Here is a 17,200-nt window from a genome sequence, read left to right on the forward strand (position 1 = left end):
TTTGCCGCATATTTCTTTGCAGCACACTTTTCCATGGACAACAAAAACCCCTGTAGGAGTGAGCCTGCTCGCGATAACGGTGAATCACTCGCCATTTTCTTCGCTGACACACCGCTATCGCGAGCAGGCTCACTCCTACAGTGGAGAATGCGTGGCTGGACGAGTGATCGTATAACTTCCAGTTGACAATCCTCGAAAATCTGGGAAATATCCCCAGCGATGTTGTACGACGACGTATGACAAATAATAAAAACAACAAACGATTCAGGGAGCGTCACAGTGAGCACACTCGCCCGCAATTCCGTCCGCCCTCCACGTTTTGCCACTTTCAAGCCGCGTTCGACCCTCAGCCTTCTCGGCTGCAGCAGCCTCGCCCTCGCCCTGCCAATGAGCGCCGATGCCGAAGGCTTTCTCGAAGACAGCAAAGCCACGCTGAACCTGCGCAACGCCTACTTCAACCGCAACTTTGTCAACCCGGCCTATCCCCAGAGCAAGGCTGAAGAGTGGACGCAGAACTTCATCCTCGACGCCAAATCCGGCTTCACCCAAGGCACCGTCGGCTTCGGTCTCGACATCCTTGGCCTGTACTCGCAGAAGCTCGATGGCGGCAAGGGCACTGGTGGCACGCAACTGCTGCCGATCCATGATGACGGGCGCCCGGCCGACAACTTCGGCCGGCTCGGCGTAGCCCTGAAAGCCAAAGTTTCGAAAACCGAATTGAAGGTTGGCGAATGGATGCCGGTACTGCCGATCCTGCGCTCCGACGATGGCCGCTCCCTGCCGCAGACCTTTCGCGGCGGCCAGATCACCTCCACCGAGATCAACGGCCTGACCGTCTACGGCGGCCAGTTCCGGGGCAACAGCCCGCGCAACGACGCGAGCATGGAAGACATGTCGATGAACGGCCGCGGCGCATTCACCTCTGATCGCTTCAACTTCGGCGGCGGCGAATACACCTTCAACGAGAAACGCACCATGGTCGGCGTGTGGTACGCCGAGCTGACCGATATCTATCAGCAGCAGTATTTCAACCTCAGCCACAGCCAGCCGATGGGCGACTGGACCCTCGGTGCCAACCTCGGTTTCTTCACCGGCAAGGAAGACGGCAGCGCCCAGGCCGGCGACCTCGACAACAAGACCGCGTTCGCCCTGTTGTCGGCCAAGTACGGCGGCCACACTTTCTACGTCGGCCTGCAGAAACTCACCGGCGACGATGCCTGGATGCGCGTCAACGGCACCAGCGGCGGCACCCTGGCCAACGACAGTTACAACGCCAGTTATGACAACGCCAAGGAGCGCTCCTGGCAGTTGCGTCACGACTACAACTTTGTGGCGCTGGGCGTGCCTGGCCTGACCCTGATGAACCGCTACATCAGCGGCGATAACGTGCACACCGCGACCACCAATGACGGCAAGGAATGGGGCCGCGAATCGGAACTGGCCTACACCGTGCAAAGCGGCCCGCTGAAGAACCTCAACGTGAAATGGCGCAATGCGACCATTCGCCGGGATTTCAGCACCAATGAATTCGACGAGAACCGGATCTTCATCAGCTATCCGATTTCGTTGTTGTAATTTCCAAGGCGACACCGACCCCCTGTAGGAGTGAGCCTGCTCGCGATAGCGGTATATCAGTCAGAGAAAATGTCAGCTGATACACCGCTATCGCGAGCAGGCTCACTCCTACAAGGAAATGCATTTCAAGGCGAAGCAACTGGAAAAAAACACCTTTCCGCCTTCCGTCATCTACACCAAAAGTCGCGTTGACAAGATCCGGAAACCCTACCGATACTTCAGCGCAGTCATACGACAACCTACAACAAACCTAATAACAATGTGTCCAGGGATTGCCATGACGTCTACTTCTACCCCCCGCGTACCTTTCAATCGCCTGCTGCTGACCGGTGCCGCCGGAGGCCTGGGCAAAGTCCTGCGCGAACGCCTGCGCCCTTATGCCAACGTGCTGCGCCTGTCCGATATCGCCGCCCTCGCCCCAGCCGTCGATGAACATGAAGAAATCGTGCTCTGCGACCTCGCCGACAAACAAGCCGTGCATCAACTGGTCGAAGGCGTCGATGCGATCCTGCATTTCGGCGGCGTTTCGGTCGAGCGGCCGTTCGAAGAAATTCTCGGTGCGAACATCTGCGGCGTCTTCCACATTTACGAAGCCGCGCGCCGCCATGGCGTCAAACGCGTGATTTTCGCCAGCTCCAATCACGTCATCGGCTTCTACAAGCAGGACGAAAACCTCGACGCCACTTCCCCGCGCCGTCCTGACGGTTACTACGGCCTCTCCAAGTCCTACGGCGAAGACATGGCGAGTTTCTACTTCGATCGCTATGGCATCGAAACCGTCAGCATCCGCATCGGTTCCTCGTTCCCCGAGCCGCAGAACCGCCGGATGATGCACACCTGGCTGAGCTTCGACGACCTTACGCAACTGCTCGAACGCGCGCTGTACACACCGAATGTCGGTCACACCGTGGTCTACGGCATGTCCGCCAACAAGGAGGTCTGGTGGGACAACCGCTACGCCAGCCACCTCGGTTTCGAAGCCAGGGACAGCTCGGAAGTGTTCCGCGACAAAGTCGAAGCCCAGGCGATGCCGGCCGATGACGATCCGGCGCGGATCTATCAGGGCGGCGCGTTCGTTGCAGCAGGCCCGTTTGGCGACTGATCGCTCGACTTGATCCCCCTCCAATAAAAACCAAGGGAATGAGTATGCAAGCCGAATTGATCGTCGACGCCCGCAACGCGGTCGGTGAAAGCCCGGTCTGGGTGTCGCAGGAAAACGCGCTGTACTGGGTGGATATTCCCAACGGCGGGCTGCAACGCTGGAGCGCCGACACTGGCCACGTTGCCTCGTGGAAAGCACCGGAAATGCTCGCCTGCATCACCCGCCACCGCAGCGGTGGCTGGGTCGCTGGTATGCAAAGCGGTTTCTTTCGCCTGCACGCGCACAGCGACGGCAGCCTCGACAGCGAATTGCTCGCCACCGTCGAGCACAGCCGCCCGGACATGCGCCTTAACGATGGTCGTTGCGACCGCCAGGGGCGTTTCTGGGCCGGCAGCATGGTCTTGAACATGGGCCTGAATGCGCCCGAAGGCCGGCTGTACCGCTTCGGCGCCGGGCAGGCTGGCGTGGTTGAAGCGCAGCTGGATGGCTTCATCGTGCCCAACGGCCTCGCCTTCAGTCCTGACGGCAAAACCATGTACCTGTCGGATTCGCATCCCAACGTGCAACTGATCTGGGCGTTCGATTACGACACCGAAACCGGTACGCCATCGAATCGCCGCATCTTCGTCGACATGAACCACTTCCCCGGCCGCCCCGACGGCGCCGCCGTGGATGCCGAAGGGTGCTACTGGATCTGCGCCAACGACGCCGGCCTGATTCACCGTTTCGCCCCGGACGGTCGCCTCGATTTCTCGCTGGAAGTACCGGTGAAAAAACCGACCATGTGCGCTTTCGGCGGCAGCAACCTGGACACCTTGTTCGTCGCCTCGATTCGCCCCGGCGATGACCTCGATCCGCAATCCCTGGCCGGCGGCGTGTTCGCCTTGAAGCCCGGCGTCAAAGGCCTCGCCGAACCTGAATTCAACGATCTGCTTTAGACCTTCTGCTGCACCGCTGCGCCTTGAACACAAAAATAACAAGACTGGAGACTCACCCCCATGAACTTCAAACGCACCTTGCTCGCCGCTGCACTCCCGCTGATATTTACCCTCGCTAGCGCCGCTCAGGCACTGGAACTTAAAGTCGCCGACATCCACCCCAAGGGTTATCCAACCACGGTGGCGGAAGAAAGCATGGGCAAAATGCTGACCAAAGAGACCAACGGCGAGCTGACTTTCAAGTACTTCCCGGGCGGTGTGCTGGGTTCTGAAAAGGAAGTCATCGAGCAGATGCAAGTCGGCGCGATACAGATGTCCCGGGTCAGCCTGGGGATCGTCGGCCCTGTCGTACCGGACGTGAACGTCTTCAACATGCCGTTCATCTTCCGAGACCACCAGCACATGCGCAATGTCATCGATGGGCCGGTGGGCGATGAAATCCTCGACAAGATCACCAACTCGGAATTCGGCCTGGTGGCCCTGGCCTGGATGGACGGCGGCACGCGCAACATCTACACCAAAAAACCGGTGCGCAAGCTCGAAGACCTCAAGGGCATGAAAATTCGCGTGCAAGGCAACCCGATGTTCATCGAGATGATGAACGCCATGGGTGCCAACGGGATCGCCATGGACACCGGCGAGATCTTCAGCGCCCTGCAAACCGGCGTGATCGACGGCGCGGAAAACAACCCGCCGACCCTGCTCGAACACAACCACTTCCAGAACGCCAAATTCTACAGCCTGACCGGTCACCTGATCCTGCCAGAGCCTATCGTGATGTCGAAAATCACCTGGGAGAAACTCACTCCGGATCAACAGACACTGGTCAAGAAAGCCGCCAAGGCTGCCCAGGCTGAAGAGCGCGAACTGTGGGACAAGAAGTCCGCTGCCAGTGAAGAAAAGCTCAAGGCCGCCGGCGTCGAGTTCATCACGGTCGACAAAAAACCCTTCTACGACGCCACTGCACCGGTACGGGCCAAGTACGGTGCGCAGTATGCCGACCTGATCAAGAAAATCGAAGCCGTTCAGTAACGCCTCCCGCTCCGTACTCATGAATAAGGCCCGGCGCGCCTGATGTTCGAGGCGCGCCCGGTTACGGTGAAACCCGATGAAGAATTTGCTGCTGCGTATCAACGACAAGATCTACATGACCTGCATCTGGGTGGCCGGCCTTTCCGTTCTGGCAGTTTCCCTGATGATTCCCTGGGGCGTGTTTGCCCGCTACGTGCTGGGTACCGGTTCGAGCTGGCCCGAGCCTACGGCCATTCTGCTGATGATCGTGTTCACCTTCATTGGCGCCGCTGCCAGCTACCGCGCCGGCGCGCACATGGCCGTGGCCATGGTGACCGACCGCATGCCGCCGCATCTGCGCCGCGCCGCGTCGATTTTTTCCCAACTGCTGATGGCCCTGATCTGCATTTTCATGACGATCTGGGGATTCAAGTTGTGCATGTCCACCTGGAACCAGTTCATGGCGTCCCTGCCCACCCTGCGGGTGGGCGTGACCTATTTGCCGATTCCCGTGGGCGGTTTGCTGACCCTGGTTTTTGTCCTGGAAAAACTGTTTCTCGGTGACCAGAGCAAGCGTCGGGTCGTGCAGTTCGATCTGGTTGAAGAAAGCGAAGGTGCCGTTTAATGGACGCTCTGATTCTGCTGGGCAGTTTTATCGTATTGATCCTGATCGGCATGCCGGTCGCCTACGCCCTCGGCGCCGCCGCGCTGATCGGTGCGTGGTGGATCGACATCCCCTTCCAGGCCGTAATGATTCAAGTCGCCGGCGGGGTAAACAAGTTCTCACTGCTGGCCATTCCGTTCTTTGTCCTCGCCGGCGCGATCATGGCCGAGGGCGGCATGTCCCGGCGGTTGGTGGCGTGTGCCGGGGTGCTGGTGGGTTTCGTCCGTGGTGGCCTGTCACTGGTCAACATCGTCGCCTCGACCTTCTTCGGCGCGATCTCCGGCTCGTCGGTGGCCGACACCGCGTCGGTGGGTTCGGTGCTGATTCCGGAAATGGAGCGCAAGGGTTATCCGCGCGACTTCTCCACCGCCGTGACCGTCAGCGGTTCGGTGCAAGCCCTGCTGACCCCGCCAAGTCATAACTCGGTGCTCTACTCGCTGGCCGCAGGCGGTACCGTTTCGATCGCCTCGCTGTTCATGGCGGGCATCGTGCCGGGCTTGCTGATGAGCGCGTGCCTGATGGTGCTGTGCCTGATCTTCGCGAAAAAGCGCAACTACCCCAAGGGCGAAGTAATCCCGATGCGCCAGGCGCTGAAAATCGTCGGCGAAGCCCTTTGGGGCCTGATGGCGATGGTGATCATCCTCGGCGGTATCCTCTCCGGGGTCTTCACCGCGACCGAGTCGGCCGCCATTGCCGTGGTGTGGTCGTTCTTCGTGACCATGTTCATCTACCGCGACTACAAGTGGCGTGAACTGCCCAAGCTGATGCACCGCACCGTGCGGACGATCTCGATCGTGATGATCCTGATCGGCTTCGCCGCCAGCTTCGGCTACATCATGACCCTGATGCAGATTCCGGCGAAGATCACCACGGCGTTCCTGACCCTGTCGGACAACCGTTACGTGATCCTGATGTGCATCAACGTCATGTTGCTGCTGTTGGGCACGGTGATGGACATGGCGCCGCTGATCCTGATCCTGACGCCCATCCTGATGCCGGTGATTCTGGACATCGGCGTCGATCCGGTGCAGTTCGGCATGATCATGCTGGTCAACCTGGGGATCGGATTGATAACACCGCCCGTGGGTGCGGTGCTATTCGTCGGCTCCGCCATCGGCAAGGTCAGTATTGAAAGCACTGTGAAAGCCCTGCTGCCGTTCTACGCCGTGCTGTTCCTGGTGCTGATGCTGGTCACCTACATTCCGGCTCTGTCGCTGTGGCTGCCGCACCTGGTGTTGTAACAATGTGACTGTGGCGGGGAGTTTGCTCCCGCTCGGGCGCGCAGCGGTCGCTCTTTAAAAAAAGGGCCTGCTGCGCAGTCCAGCGGGAGCAAGCTCCCTCGCCACAGAAGTGTTTCAGGTCCGAAAAAGCATGCAGGCTGCCACCACCAGACAGACACTGGCAAACCCCACCTGCAACGCCCGCGCCGGCACCCGTGCGCAAAGCCTGCGGCCGATGATCATGCCGACGATGCTCGCGACGATGAACGCGGCGCCCTGGCTATCGATGCGTACGCCCGCATGCAACGAGCCGATCACCCCGATCGCTGAAATCAGACTGATCACCATCAACGATGTCGCAACAATTCCACGCATCTGCACATCGGTCAGTTGCTTGAACGCCGGCACGATCAGGAACCCGCCACCGACGCCAAGCAATCCCGAGACCACACCGGTAATCGCCCCCAGTGCGGCGAGAGTTGCGGTGCATTTGGCGGTCCAGTCGAAGCGCCCGGTCTGCTCGTTGAGCATGCAGTTCTTCTGGCCCCAACTGGCATGCCCGTGATCGCTCGGCCCCGCTTGCTGACGGTCTCTTCTGAACATTCGCCAGGCAACCATGACCATCAGCAGACTGAACAGGATCATCAGAACCTTCTCCGGCAACTGATGCGCGAAGTAGATTCCCAGCGGCGAAAACACCGCGCCCAGGGCCGCAATCAATAGCGCCGCGCGGTAACGGACCAGGCCATGGCGCAAACCATCGATTGCCCCGACCGCTGCCGCGCTGCCGACCGCAAACAAGGCCACCGGCGCCGCTTGCGTCATCGTCCAGCCAAGCCCGAGCACCAGCGCCGGCACCGCGAGAATCCCGCCGCCCGCGCCGGTCAGACCGAGCACCAACCCCATCACCACGCCAAACAGACTTGCCAGCAACATAGGGTTTTCTCAGTCGACCCTGGACAGACGCGTCAACCACTCGCGGCCCTTGAGCATGCCGTGCCAGTAGAACCACGGCAGCAGTGTCGCTTTCAGCCACCACGCCGATCGCCGCGGCACGGTCGGATCCAGCGGGAAGGTCGGCAGCAGTTTGCCGCCATAGCCGAACTCGGCAAGGATCACCTTGCCCTTCTCCACCGTCAGCGGGCACGAGCCGTAGCCGTCGTACTTCAGCGGCAGCGGCTGTTGTTTGCGCGCGGCCAGGAGGTTTTGCGCAACGACGACAATCTGCTTGCGCACCGCCGCTGCAGTTTTCGCGTTGCTGGTGCCGCAGATATCGCCGAGTGCGAACACTTCGGGATAACGCGGATGTTGCAGGGTGTGCGGGTTGACTTCGCACCAGCCGGCGGCGTCGGCCAGAGCGCTTTGCGCGATGAAGTCCGGCGAAACCTGCGGCGGCACGACGTGGAGCAGATCGAAGCTTTTCGTCTCGCGGGTGACGTTGCCGTCGGCGTCCTTGATCTCGAACCACGCGGTTTTTGCCGGGCCGTCGACCTTGACCAGATTGGAGTTGAAGGCCAGTTGCGCGTTGTACTGTTCGATGTACTTCATCAGCGGCGGCACGAACGTCGGCACGCCGAACAGCGCGGCGCCGGCCAGGTTGAATTCAACATTGATGTTGCGCAGCACCCCGGATTTGCGCCAGTGATCGCAGGAGAGATACAGGGCTTTTTGTGGCGCGCCGGCGCATTTGATCGGCATCGCCGGCTGGGTGAACAGCGCCCGGCCATCGCGCAGTTTCTGCACTTGATCCCAGGTGTACTGGGCATGTTGGTAGCTGTAGTTCGAGGTGACACCGTGCTGGCCGAGGCTTTCCTGCAAGCCTTCGATTCTCTCCCAGGCCAGGCGCAGGCCGGGACAGACGATCAGGTTCTGGTAGCTGACGGTGCGCTGATCATCGAGGGTAAGTTGACGCTGAGCCGGGTCAATGGCGCTGACGCTCGCCTGAATCCACGTTGCCTGACGCGGCATGACTTTGCTCATCGGCCTGACGGTGTCTTTCACATCAAATGCGCCACCGCCAACCAACGTCCAGGCCGGTTGATAGTAGTGCTGTGAACTGGGTTCGATGACCGTGACGTTGAGGTGCGGGCCACGCTTGAGCAGACTGGCGACAAAACCGATGCCGGCCGTCCCGCCGCCGATGACCACGATGTCCGCACTGATGGATGGGCCCCAGTGTTGATCGTTCATTGCTTGTTCCTTTTGCTGCACGCAAGGATTTCTCAGCCTTCACACAAAACCTGTAGGAATGAGCCTGCTCGCGATAGCGGTGTACCAGCCGACATCTTCATTGACTGTTTCACCGCTATCGCGAGCAGGCTCACTCCTACAAGGGGCGTGTGGGGGCTGGCATTTATTGCTGTTCCCAGCTCTTGAGTACTGCTCCGCAATAGAGCCCCGAGAGGGTCTTCATCACCTGAATCACTTCGTGACTGGCCAGGCCATAGAAAATGTACTTGCCTTCACGGCGGGTCGCGACCAGCCCTTCGTCACGCAAAATGCCCAGTTGCTGGGACAGCGTCGGCTGGCGTACGCCGGTCATGGTTTCCAGTTCACCGACGTTGCGTTCGCCCTGGGTCAGTTGACAGAGAATCAGCAGGCGATCCTCATTGGCGAGGGCCTTGAGCAGCGCGCAGGCTTTGGAGGCCGAGGCACGCAGTTGGGCGACTTCACATTCGGTCAGACTGGATTGCATTTGCACGAGGCCTTGAAGGTCACTTAAGCTGCGAACATTATGTTTTTACATAAAGTGTTGCAACCCGAAATTCCCCAGCACAGGTTTTTTGCCATGCCCGCCCTGATTGAAGCGTTCCTCGACCCCGCCTCTTCGACCTTCAGCTACGTGGTCTATGAAGCCGACGGCGGACACTGCGCAATCGTTGACCCGGTGCTCGATTACGACGGCGCCGCCGGGCGCACCGGCACCGAGCAGGCGGACAGGATCATCGCCTTCGTCCGTGCGCACCGGCTGCAGGTGCAATGGCTGCTGGAAACCCACGCCCATGCCGATCATTTGTCCGCTGCGCCGTACTTGCGTCGCGAGCTGGGCGGCAAGATCGCCATCGGCGAATCGATCAGCAAGGTGCAGAATGTGTTCAAGGCGCTGTTCAACCTCGAGCCGGAATTTCGTATCGACGGCTCACAGTTCGATCACCTGTTTGCGCCGAACGAATCGTTCATGATCGGCAACCTCAAGGCCACCGCCCTGCACGTCCCCGGCCATACCCCAGCGGACATGGCTTACGTGATCGACGGCGAGCAGATCCTCGTTGGCGACACGCTGTTCATGCCCGACGTCGGCACCGCGCGCTGTGATTTCCCCGGTGGCAATGCCCAGCAATTGTTCAGGTCGATCCAGAAGTTGCTGGCTTTTCCGGCCAGCGTGAAGCTTTACGTGTGTCACGATTACCCGCCTGAAGGGCGCGCTTCGCAGTGCCAGACCACGGTCGGCGAACAGCGCAAAAGCAATATTCATGTGCATGACGGGATCGATGAAGCCGCGTTCGTCGAGATGCGTACCCAGCGTGATGCCGGATTGGGCATGCCGACGTTATTGTTGCCGGCGATTCAGGTGAACGTGCGGGCGGGGAATATGCCAACGGCGGAAGACAACGGCGTGGTTTACCTGAAGATCCCGCTCAACAAACTTTAACGTCAAAAAATCGCAGCCTTCGGCAGCTCCTACATTTGGAATACGGTGCAACTGTAGGAGCTGCCGAAGGCTGCGATCTTTTGATCTTCAGGTTCCCAACGTCAATCCATTAGCCGGCAACGGCAACGCGGTCTTATAACGCACCTGCTTCAGCGCAAAGCTCGAACGAATATTCGCCACGCCGGGAACCTTGGTCAGAAAATCCATCATGAAGCGCTCCAGCGACTGGATGCTTGGCACCAGCACGCGGATCAGGTAGTCCGGGTCGCCCGCCATCAGATAACACTCCATCACCTCGGGCCGATCGGAGATCGCTTCCTCGAAATGCTGCAGCGCCTCCTCCACCTGTTTCTCCAGGCTGACGTGAATGAACACGTTCACGTGCAGCCCCAGCAGGTCGGCATCCAGCAGCGTGACCTGTTCGCGAATCAGGCCCAGTTCCTCCATCGCCTTGACCCGGTTGAAGCATGGCGTCGGTGACAGATTCACCGAACGGGCGAGGTCGGCATTTGTGATGCGCGCGTTCTCCTGAAGGCTATTGAGAATGCCGATGTCGGTACGGTCCAGTTTGCGCATGAGACAAAACCACCTGTTTTTTATGTTTATGCAGAATTTCTATCTGCAAATGGTCGCCAGCGCAACGAAACACAGAGAAATATTCTTCTTGCCCGCGCCTATGATTGTTGTAGGACAAGATTTCCTCTACCCAGGAATGACTGCCAGCTCACTACAAGAAATTCACAAGATCGAGCGTAGAAGCCATGACCCAAGCGTATGAACCGCTGCGCCTGCACGTCCCTGAACCCTCGGGCCGTCCCGGCTGTAAAACCGACTTTTCCTACCTGCATCTGACCGATGCCGGTACGGTGCGCAAACCTCCTGTCGATGTAGAACCTGCTGACACCGCCGACCTGGCCCGTGGCCTGATTCGCGTGCTCGACGACCAGGGCAACGCCCTCGGCCCATGGGCTGAAAACGTGCCGGTCGAGATCCTGCGCAAAGGCATGCGCGCGATGCTCAAGACGCGCATCTACGACAACCGCATGGTCGTCGCCCAGCGGCAGAAAAAGATGTCGTTCTACATGCAGAGCCTTGGCGAGGAAGCCATCGGCAGCGCTCAGGCTCTGGCGCTGAACATCGACGACATGTGCTTCCCGACCTACCGCCAGCAAAGCATTCTCATGGCCCGCGAGGTGCCGCTGGTCGACCTGATCTGCCAGTTGCTGTCCAACGAGCGCGATCCGCTCAAGGGACGCCAGTTGCCGATCATGTACTCGGTCAAGGACGCCGGGTTCTTCACCATTTCCGGCAACCTCGCCACCCAGTTCATTCAGGGCGTCGGCTGGGGCATGGCCTCGGCGATCAAGGGCGATACGAAAATCGCCTCGGCGTGGATCGGTGACGGCGCCACCGCCGAATCGGACTTCCACACCGCCCTCACCTTCGCTCACGTCTATCGCGCGCCGGTGATCCTCAACGTCGTGAACAACCAGTGGGCGATCTCGACCTTCCAGGCTATCGCTGGCGGTGAAGCCACCACTTTCGCCGGGCGCGGCGTCGGTTGCGGCATCGCCTCGCTGCGGGTCGATGGCAACGATTTCTACGCGGTCTACGCCGCTTCCGCCTGGGCTGCCGAACGCGCCCGACGCAACCTCGGCCCGACCATGATCGAATGGGTCACCTACCGCGCCGGCCCGCACTCGACCTCCGACGATCCATCCAAATACCGCCCTGCCGATGACTGGAGCCACTTCCCCCTTGGCGATCCGATCACGCGTCTGAAACAGCACCTGATCAAGGCCGGCCACTGGTCGGAGGAAGAACACGCCGCCGTCAGCGCCGAACTCGAAGCCGAAGTGATTGCCGCGCAGAAACAGGCCGAACAGTACGGCACCCTCGCCGGCGGCCAGATCCCGAGCGCCGCGACCATGTTCGAAGACGTCTACAAAGAGATGCCGGAGCACTTGAAGCGCCAGCGTCAGCAGTTGGGGATCTGACATGAACGATCACAACAACAATATTCAGTTGGAAACCGCCATGACCACGACCACCATGACCATGATCCAGGCCCTGCGCTCGGCCATGGATGTGATGCTTGAGCGCGATGACAACGTCGTCGTCTTCGGGCAGGACGTCGGTTACTTCGGCGGCGTGTTCCGCTGTACCGAAGGCCTGCAGACCAAGTACGGCACCTCGCGGGTGTTCGACGCGCCGATTTCGGAAAGCGGCATCGTCGGCGTGGCTGTCGGCATGGGCGCCTACGGACTGCGTCCGGTCGCCGAAATCCAATTCGCCGACTACGTCTACCCTGCCTCCGACCAGATCATTTCCGAAGCGGCGCGTCTGCGTTATCGCTCGGCCGGCGAGTTCACCGCACCGATGACCCTGCGCATGCCCTGCGGCGGCGGCATCTATGGCGGCCAGACTCACAGCCAGAGCATCGAGGCGATGTTCACTCAGGTCTGCGGTCTGCGCACCGTCATGCCATCCAACCCGTATGACGCCAAAGGCCTGCTGATCGCCTCCATCGAAAACGATGACCCGGTGATCTTCCTTGAGCCGAAACGCCTGTACAACGGCCCGTTCGACGGCCACCACGACCGCCCGGTAACCCCGTGGTCGAAACACCCGCAAGCCCAGGTGCCGGACGGCTACTACACCGTGCCGCTGGACGTTGCCGCGATCACTCGTCCGGGCAAGGACGTGACGGTGCTGACCTATGGCACCACCGTGTATGTCTCGCAAGTCGCTGCCGAAGAGTCCGGCGTCGATGCCGAAGTCATCGACCTGCGCAGCCTGTGGCCGCTGGATCTGGAAACCATCGTCAAGTCGGTGAAGAAAACCGGTCGCTGCGTGGTGGTTCACGAAGCCACGCGCACCTGCGGTTTCGGCGCCGAGCTGGTGTCGCTGGTGCAAGAGCACTGCTTCCATCACCTGGAAGCGCCGATCGAGCGCGTCACCGGTTGGGACACCCCCTACCCGCACGCGCAGGAGTGGGCGTATTTCCCAGGGCCGTCCCGAGTGGGCGCGGCGTTGAAACGGGTCATGGAGGTCTGAATGGGCACGCACGTTATCAAGATGCCGGACATCGGCGAAGGCATCGCAGAAGTAGAACTGTCGCAGTGGCACGTCAAGGTTGGCGACCTGGTCGTAGAAGATCAGGTGCTGGCGGACGTGATGACCGACAAGGCGATGGTCGATATCCCCTCGCCAGTACATGGCAAAGTCATTGCCCTCGGCGGTCAGCCGGGTGAAGTGATGGCGGTCGGCAGTGTGTTGATCAGCATCGAGGTCGAGGGGGCTGGCAATCTTAAAGAGTCCGCCGCACCTGTTGTCGATAAAGAGCCTGTCGCGCCGAAAGTTGAAGCCGTTGTTGCTGAGAGCAAACCTGCTGCAGCCGCGCCGCGCCCTGCGCCTGTTTGCCAAGGCCCGATGGTTGCTCGCGAAGCAGACGAACGCCCCCTCGCATCGCCCGCCGTGCGCAAACATGCGCTGGATCTGGGTATTCAATTGCGTCTGGTGCGCGGCTCCGGCCCGGCCGGTCGTGTGCTGCACGAAGACCTTGAGGCCTATCTGGCGCAAGGTCAGTCGAACGCTTCGGCACCCGTTGCCGCCGCGTACGCTCAACGTAATGACGAAGAACAGATTCAAGTCATCGGCATGCGCCGCAAGATTGCTCAGCGCATGCAGGACGCCACGCAACGTGCCGCGCACTTCAGCTACGTCGAGGAAATCGATGTCACCGCGATCGAAGAACTGCGCGCCCATCTGAATGAGAAACACGGCGCCAGCCGTGGCAAGTTGACCTTGCTGCCGTTCCTCGTCCGCGCTCTGGTTGTGGCCCTGCGCGACTTCCCGCAGATGAACGCCCGTTATGACGACGAAGCTCAGGTCATCACTCGCCTCGGAGCGGTACATGTCGGTGTCGCCACACAAAGCGATGTTGGCTTGATGGTGCCGGTCGTGCGTCACGCCGAAGCCCGCAGCCTGTGGGACAGTGCCGCGGAGATTTCACGTTTGGCCAACGCCGCGCGCAATGGCAAGGCCAGCCGCGATGAGCTGTCCGGTTCGACTATCACCCTGACCAGCCTCGGCGCATTGGGCGGCATTGTCAGCACGCCGGTGCTGAACCTGCCGGAAGTGGCCATCGTCGGTGTGAACAAAATCGTCGAGCGGCCCATGGTGGTCAAAGGCCAAGTGGTGATCCGCAAGATGATGAACCTCTCCAGCTCGTTCGATCACCGCGTGGTCGACGGCATGGACGCGGCACTCTTCATCCAGGCCATTCGTGGCTTGCTCGAACAACCTGCCACTTTGTTTGTGGAGTAAGGCGCGCATGCAATCTCTGAACACTACGCTGCTGATCATCGGCGGCGGCCCCGGCGGTTACGTTACGGCGATCCGCGCCGGGCAACTGGGCATTCCGACCATTCTGGTCGAAGGCCAGTCGTTGGGCGGTACCTGCCTGAACGTCGGCTGCATTCCGTCGAAGGCGCTGATTCATGTGGCTGAGCAGTTTCACCAGACGCAGCATCACAGCCAGCATTCGGCGTTGGGCATCAATGTTTCCGCGCCGACCCTCGACATCAGCAAAAGCGTCGAGTGGAAGGACGGTATCGTTGATCGCCTGACCACCGGCGTCGCTGCGCTGCTGAAGAAGAACAAGGTCCAGGTCATCAACGGCTGGGCGAAGATCATCGACGGCAAAACCGTGGAAGTCGGCGATACGCGCATTCAGTGTGAGCATCTGGTGCTGGCCACCGGTTCGACCAGCGTCAACCTGCCGATCCTGCCGATTGGCGGGCCGATCATCTCCTCCACCGAAGCGCTGGCGCCGACGTCTGCACCGAAACGCCTGATCGTGGTCGGCGGCGGATACATCGGTCTGGAGCTGGGCATCGCTTATCGCAAGCTCGGCGCCGAGGTCAGTGTGGTCGAGGCGCAGGACCGTATCTTGCCCGCTTACGATGCTGAACTGACGCAACCGGTGCATGACGCATTGAAGCAACTGGGCGTGAAGCTGTATCTGAAACACAGCGTGCTGGGTTTCGACGGCACGTTGCAGGTGCGCGATCCGCAAGGCGACACCCTGAATCTGGAAACCGATCAGGTGCTGGTCGCGGTCGGTCGCAGGCCCAACACCCAGGGCTTCAATCTCGAAGCGCTGAATCTGGACATGAACGGTTCGGCCATCAGGATCGACAGCCGCTGCCAGACCAGCATGCGCAACGTCTACGCCATTGGTGACGTGAGCGGCGAACCGATGCTCGCTCACCGCGCCATGGCCCAGGGCGAGATGGTTGCCGAGCTGATCAGCGGCAAAAGCCGTGAATTCAATCCGACCGCGATCGCCGCCGTATGCTTTACCGACCCGGAACTGGTGGTAGTCGGCAAGACTCCCGACGAAGCCACCGCAGCCGGGCTGGACTGCATTGTTTCCAGCTTTCCGTTCGCTGCCAATGGTCGGGCGATGACCCTGGAATCGAAAAGCGGCTTCGTGCGTGTAGTCGCGCGTCGCGACAACCATGTGATTGTCGGCTGGCAAGCGGTGGGCGTCGGCGTGTCGGAATTGTCGACGGCATTTGCGCAAAGCCTGGAAATGGGCGCGCGGCTGGAAGACATCGGCGGCACCATTCATGCCCATCCGACCCTGGGTGAGGCGGTGCAGGAAGCGGCGTTGCGTGCGTTGGGGCATGCGCTGCATCTGTGAGTCATAGCGACTTTATTCGCGAGCAGGCTCGCTCCCACATTTGAAATGCGTTCGACCTGTGGGAGCGAGCCTGCTCGCGAATTCCTGAGGCTGAGGCGGTCTATCTGTCGCTCATCCGATAGTCCGGGCTGCGAAACCGCTCAAGAATGAAGTATTGTTGTGCCCATCCAAAAAAACGTCAGAAGCCTTGAACCGTTTCGGCGGTTGTTCAGTGATAGAGGGTGTCATGGGTAACGAAAGCATCAATTGGGACAAGCTGGGTTTTGACTACATCAAGACCGACAAGCGCTATCTGTCGTACTTTCGCGATGGCGAGTGGGACAAAGGCACCCTGACCGAAGATAACGTCCTGCACATCAGCGAAGGCTCCACCGCCCTTCACTATGGTCAGCAGTGCTTCGAAGGCATGAAGGCCTATCGCTGCAAGGACGGTTCGATCAACCTGTTCCGTCCGGACCAGAACGCCCTGCGCATGCAACGCAGCTGCGCGCGCCTGCTGATGCCAACGGTCGACACCGAGCAGTTCATCGAAGCCTGCAAAGCCGTGGTTCGCGCCAACGAGCGTTTCATCCCGCCGTACGGCACCGGCGGCGCGCTGTACCTGCGCCCGTTCGTGATCGGCGTGGGTGACAACATCGGCGTACGCACCGCGCCCGAGTTCATCTTCTCGATCTTCTGCATTCCGGTCGGCGCCTACTTCAAGGGCGGCCTGACTCCGCACAACTTCCAGATCTCCAGCTACGACCGCGCAGCCCCACAAGGCACCGGCGCGGCCAAGGTCGGTGGCAACTATGCCGCCAGCCTGATGCCGGGCTCGAAAGCCAAGAAAGCCAACTTCGCTGACGCGATCTACCTCGATCCGATGACCCACACCAAGATCGAGGAAGTCGGTTCGGCCAACTTCTTCGGGATCACCCACGACAACAAGTTCATCACCCCGAACTCGCCGTCGGTGCTGCCAGGCATCACCCGCCTGTCGCTGATCGAACTGGCGAAATCGCGCCTGGGCCTGGAAGTGGTTGAAGGCGACGTGCTGATCGACAAGCTGTCGGACTTCAAGGAAGCCGGTGCCTGCGGTACCGCTGCCGTGATCACGCCGATTGGCGGCATCAGCTACAACGATCACCTGCATGTGTTCCACAGCGAAACCGAGGTGGGCCCGGTGACCCAGAAGCTCTACAAAGAGCTGACTGGCGTGCAGACCGGCGACATCGAAGCGCCTGCGGGCTGGATCGTCAAGGTTTGATCTGACGACTGCGGATGCTCAAAAGCCCTCCACCGAGTGATTGGTGGGGGGCTTTTTTGATTGTGGTTGTTGGTTTTGTTTG

16 protein-coding genes are annotated in these 17,200 nt (G+C 60.3%); 12 read left to right on the plus strand and 4 right to left on the minus strand.

Features of this window, described 5'->3' with window-relative positions; genetic code table 11:
- The first annotated feature begins 279 nt into the window (after positions 1–279).
- The 6 genes from LIS66_RS16075 (at position 280) to LIS66_RS16100 (ending at position 6,531) form a co-directional block, all read left to right on the plus strand.
- Positions 280–1,575, plus strand: coding sequence for an OprD family porin (locus tag LIS66_RS16075; protein WP_227972558.1), 1,296 nt, complete (start codon positions 280–282; stop codon positions 1,573–1,575).
- A gap of 277 nt (positions 1,576–1,852) precedes the next feature.
- Positions 1,853–2,677, plus strand: coding sequence for an NAD-dependent epimerase/dehydratase family protein (locus LIS66_RS16080; RefSeq protein ID WP_227972559.1), 825 nt, complete (start codon positions 1,853–1,855; stop codon positions 2,675–2,677).
- 44 nt (positions 2,678–2,721) lie between these two features.
- Positions 2,722–3,615, plus strand: coding sequence for an SMP-30/gluconolactonase/LRE family protein (locus LIS66_RS16085; protein WP_227972560.1), 894 nt, complete (start codon positions 2,722–2,724; stop codon positions 3,613–3,615).
- A 60-nt stretch (positions 3,616–3,675) separates the two neighbouring features.
- Positions 3,676–4,647, plus strand: coding sequence for a TRAP transporter substrate-binding protein (locus tag LIS66_RS16090; RefSeq protein ID WP_227972561.1), 972 nt, complete (start codon positions 3,676–3,678; stop codon positions 4,645–4,647).
- A gap of 76 nt (positions 4,648–4,723) precedes the next feature.
- Positions 4,724–5,251 carry a TRAP transporter small permease gene (locus LIS66_RS16095; protein ID WP_042609303.1) on the plus strand — a complete coding sequence of 176 codons (528 nt, stop codon included), beginning with the start codon at positions 4,724–4,726 and terminating at the stop codon, positions 5,249–5,251.
- Positions 5,251–6,531: a TRAP transporter large permease gene (locus LIS66_RS16100; RefSeq protein ID WP_042609302.1), complete on the plus strand. Its 1,281-nt coding sequence runs from the start codon at positions 5,251–5,253 to the stop codon at positions 6,529–6,531. Before LIS66_RS16095 ends, LIS66_RS16100 begins: the two co-directional genes overlap by 1 nt.
- 114 nt (positions 6,532–6,645) lie before the next feature.
- Here LIS66_RS16100 and LIS66_RS16105 read toward each other — a convergent pair whose 3' ends face one another.
- From LIS66_RS16105 to LIS66_RS16115, 3 genes are all read right to left on the minus strand, one after another.
- Complete coding sequence (locus LIS66_RS16105; protein WP_064363566.1) at positions 6,646–7,446, minus strand: sulfite exporter TauE/SafE family protein; 801 nt, start codon at positions 7,444–7,446, stop codon at positions 6,646–6,648.
- A gap of 9 nt (positions 7,447–7,455) precedes the next feature.
- The gene (locus tag LIS66_RS16110; RefSeq protein ID WP_227972562.1) at positions 7,456–8,700 is read right to left on the minus strand and encodes an NAD(P)/FAD-dependent oxidoreductase; all 1,245 of its coding nucleotides are present in this window, start codon (positions 8,698–8,700) and stop codon (positions 7,456–7,458) included.
- A gap of 163 nt (positions 8,701–8,863) precedes the next feature.
- Positions 8,864–9,205: an ArsR/SmtB family transcription factor gene (locus tag LIS66_RS16115; protein ID WP_083352492.1), complete on the minus strand. Its 342-nt coding sequence runs from the start codon at positions 9,203–9,205 to the stop codon at positions 8,864–8,866.
- A 93-nt stretch (positions 9,206–9,298) separates the two neighbouring features.
- On the opposite strand from LIS66_RS16115, the gene LIS66_RS16120 reads away from it, so the two are divergent.
- Positions 9,299–10,162: an MBL fold metallo-hydrolase gene (locus LIS66_RS16120; protein WP_227972563.1), complete on the plus strand. Its 864-nt coding sequence runs from the start codon at positions 9,299–9,301 to the stop codon at positions 10,160–10,162.
- A gap of 87 nt (positions 10,163–10,249) precedes the next feature.
- Here the strand turns inward: LIS66_RS16120 and bkdR are convergent, their stop codons facing one another.
- Positions 10,250–10,738 carry a Bkd operon transcriptional regulator BkdR gene (gene bkdR, locus LIS66_RS16125; RefSeq protein WP_039762201.1) on the minus strand — a complete coding sequence of 163 codons (489 nt, stop codon included), beginning with the start codon at positions 10,736–10,738 and terminating at the stop codon, positions 10,250–10,252.
- Positions 10,739–10,923: 185 nt separating this feature from the next.
- Here bkdR and LIS66_RS16130 point away from each other — a divergent pair, with 185 nt between their 5' ends.
- The 5 genes from LIS66_RS16130 to LIS66_RS16150 all read left to right on the plus strand — a co-directional run bounded on the left by LIS66_RS16130 (position 10,924) and on the right by LIS66_RS16150 (position 17,118).
- Positions 10,924–12,159 carry a 3-methyl-2-oxobutanoate dehydrogenase (2-methylpropanoyl-transferring) subunit alpha gene (locus LIS66_RS16130; RefSeq protein ID WP_227972564.1) on the plus strand — a complete coding sequence of 412 codons (1,236 nt, stop codon included), beginning with the start codon at positions 10,924–10,926 and terminating at the stop codon, positions 12,157–12,159.
- A 1-nt stretch (position 12,160) separates the two neighbouring features.
- Positions 12,161–13,219 (plus strand): alpha-ketoacid dehydrogenase subunit beta, encoded by a 1,059-nt coding sequence (locus tag LIS66_RS16135; protein ID WP_003224000.1) that lies wholly within the window; start codon positions 12,161–12,163, stop codon positions 13,217–13,219.
- Positions 13,220–14,491, plus strand: coding sequence for a dihydrolipoamide acetyltransferase family protein (locus LIS66_RS16140; RefSeq protein ID WP_227972565.1), 1,272 nt, complete (start codon positions 13,220–13,222; stop codon positions 14,489–14,491).
- A 7-nt stretch (positions 14,492–14,498) separates the two neighbouring features.
- Positions 14,499–15,872, plus strand: a complete 1,374-nt coding sequence (gene lpdA / locus LIS66_RS16145) for a dihydrolipoyl dehydrogenase (RefSeq protein ID WP_227972566.1) — start codon at positions 14,499–14,501, stop codon at positions 15,870–15,872.
- A 226-nt stretch (positions 15,873–16,098) separates the two neighbouring features.
- A complete protein-coding gene (locus LIS66_RS16150) occupies positions 16,099–17,118 on the plus strand; it encodes a branched-chain amino acid aminotransferase (protein WP_008086978.1) in 1,020 nt (339 codons plus the stop codon).
- The last annotated feature ends 82 nt before the right edge of the window (positions 17,119–17,200 follow it).

The organism is Pseudomonas sp. HN2 (assembly GCF_020736465.1).
GTDB classification, from domain to species: Bacteria; Pseudomonadota; Gammaproteobacteria; order Pseudomonadales; family Pseudomonadaceae; genus Aquipseudomonas; species Aquipseudomonas moraviensis_A.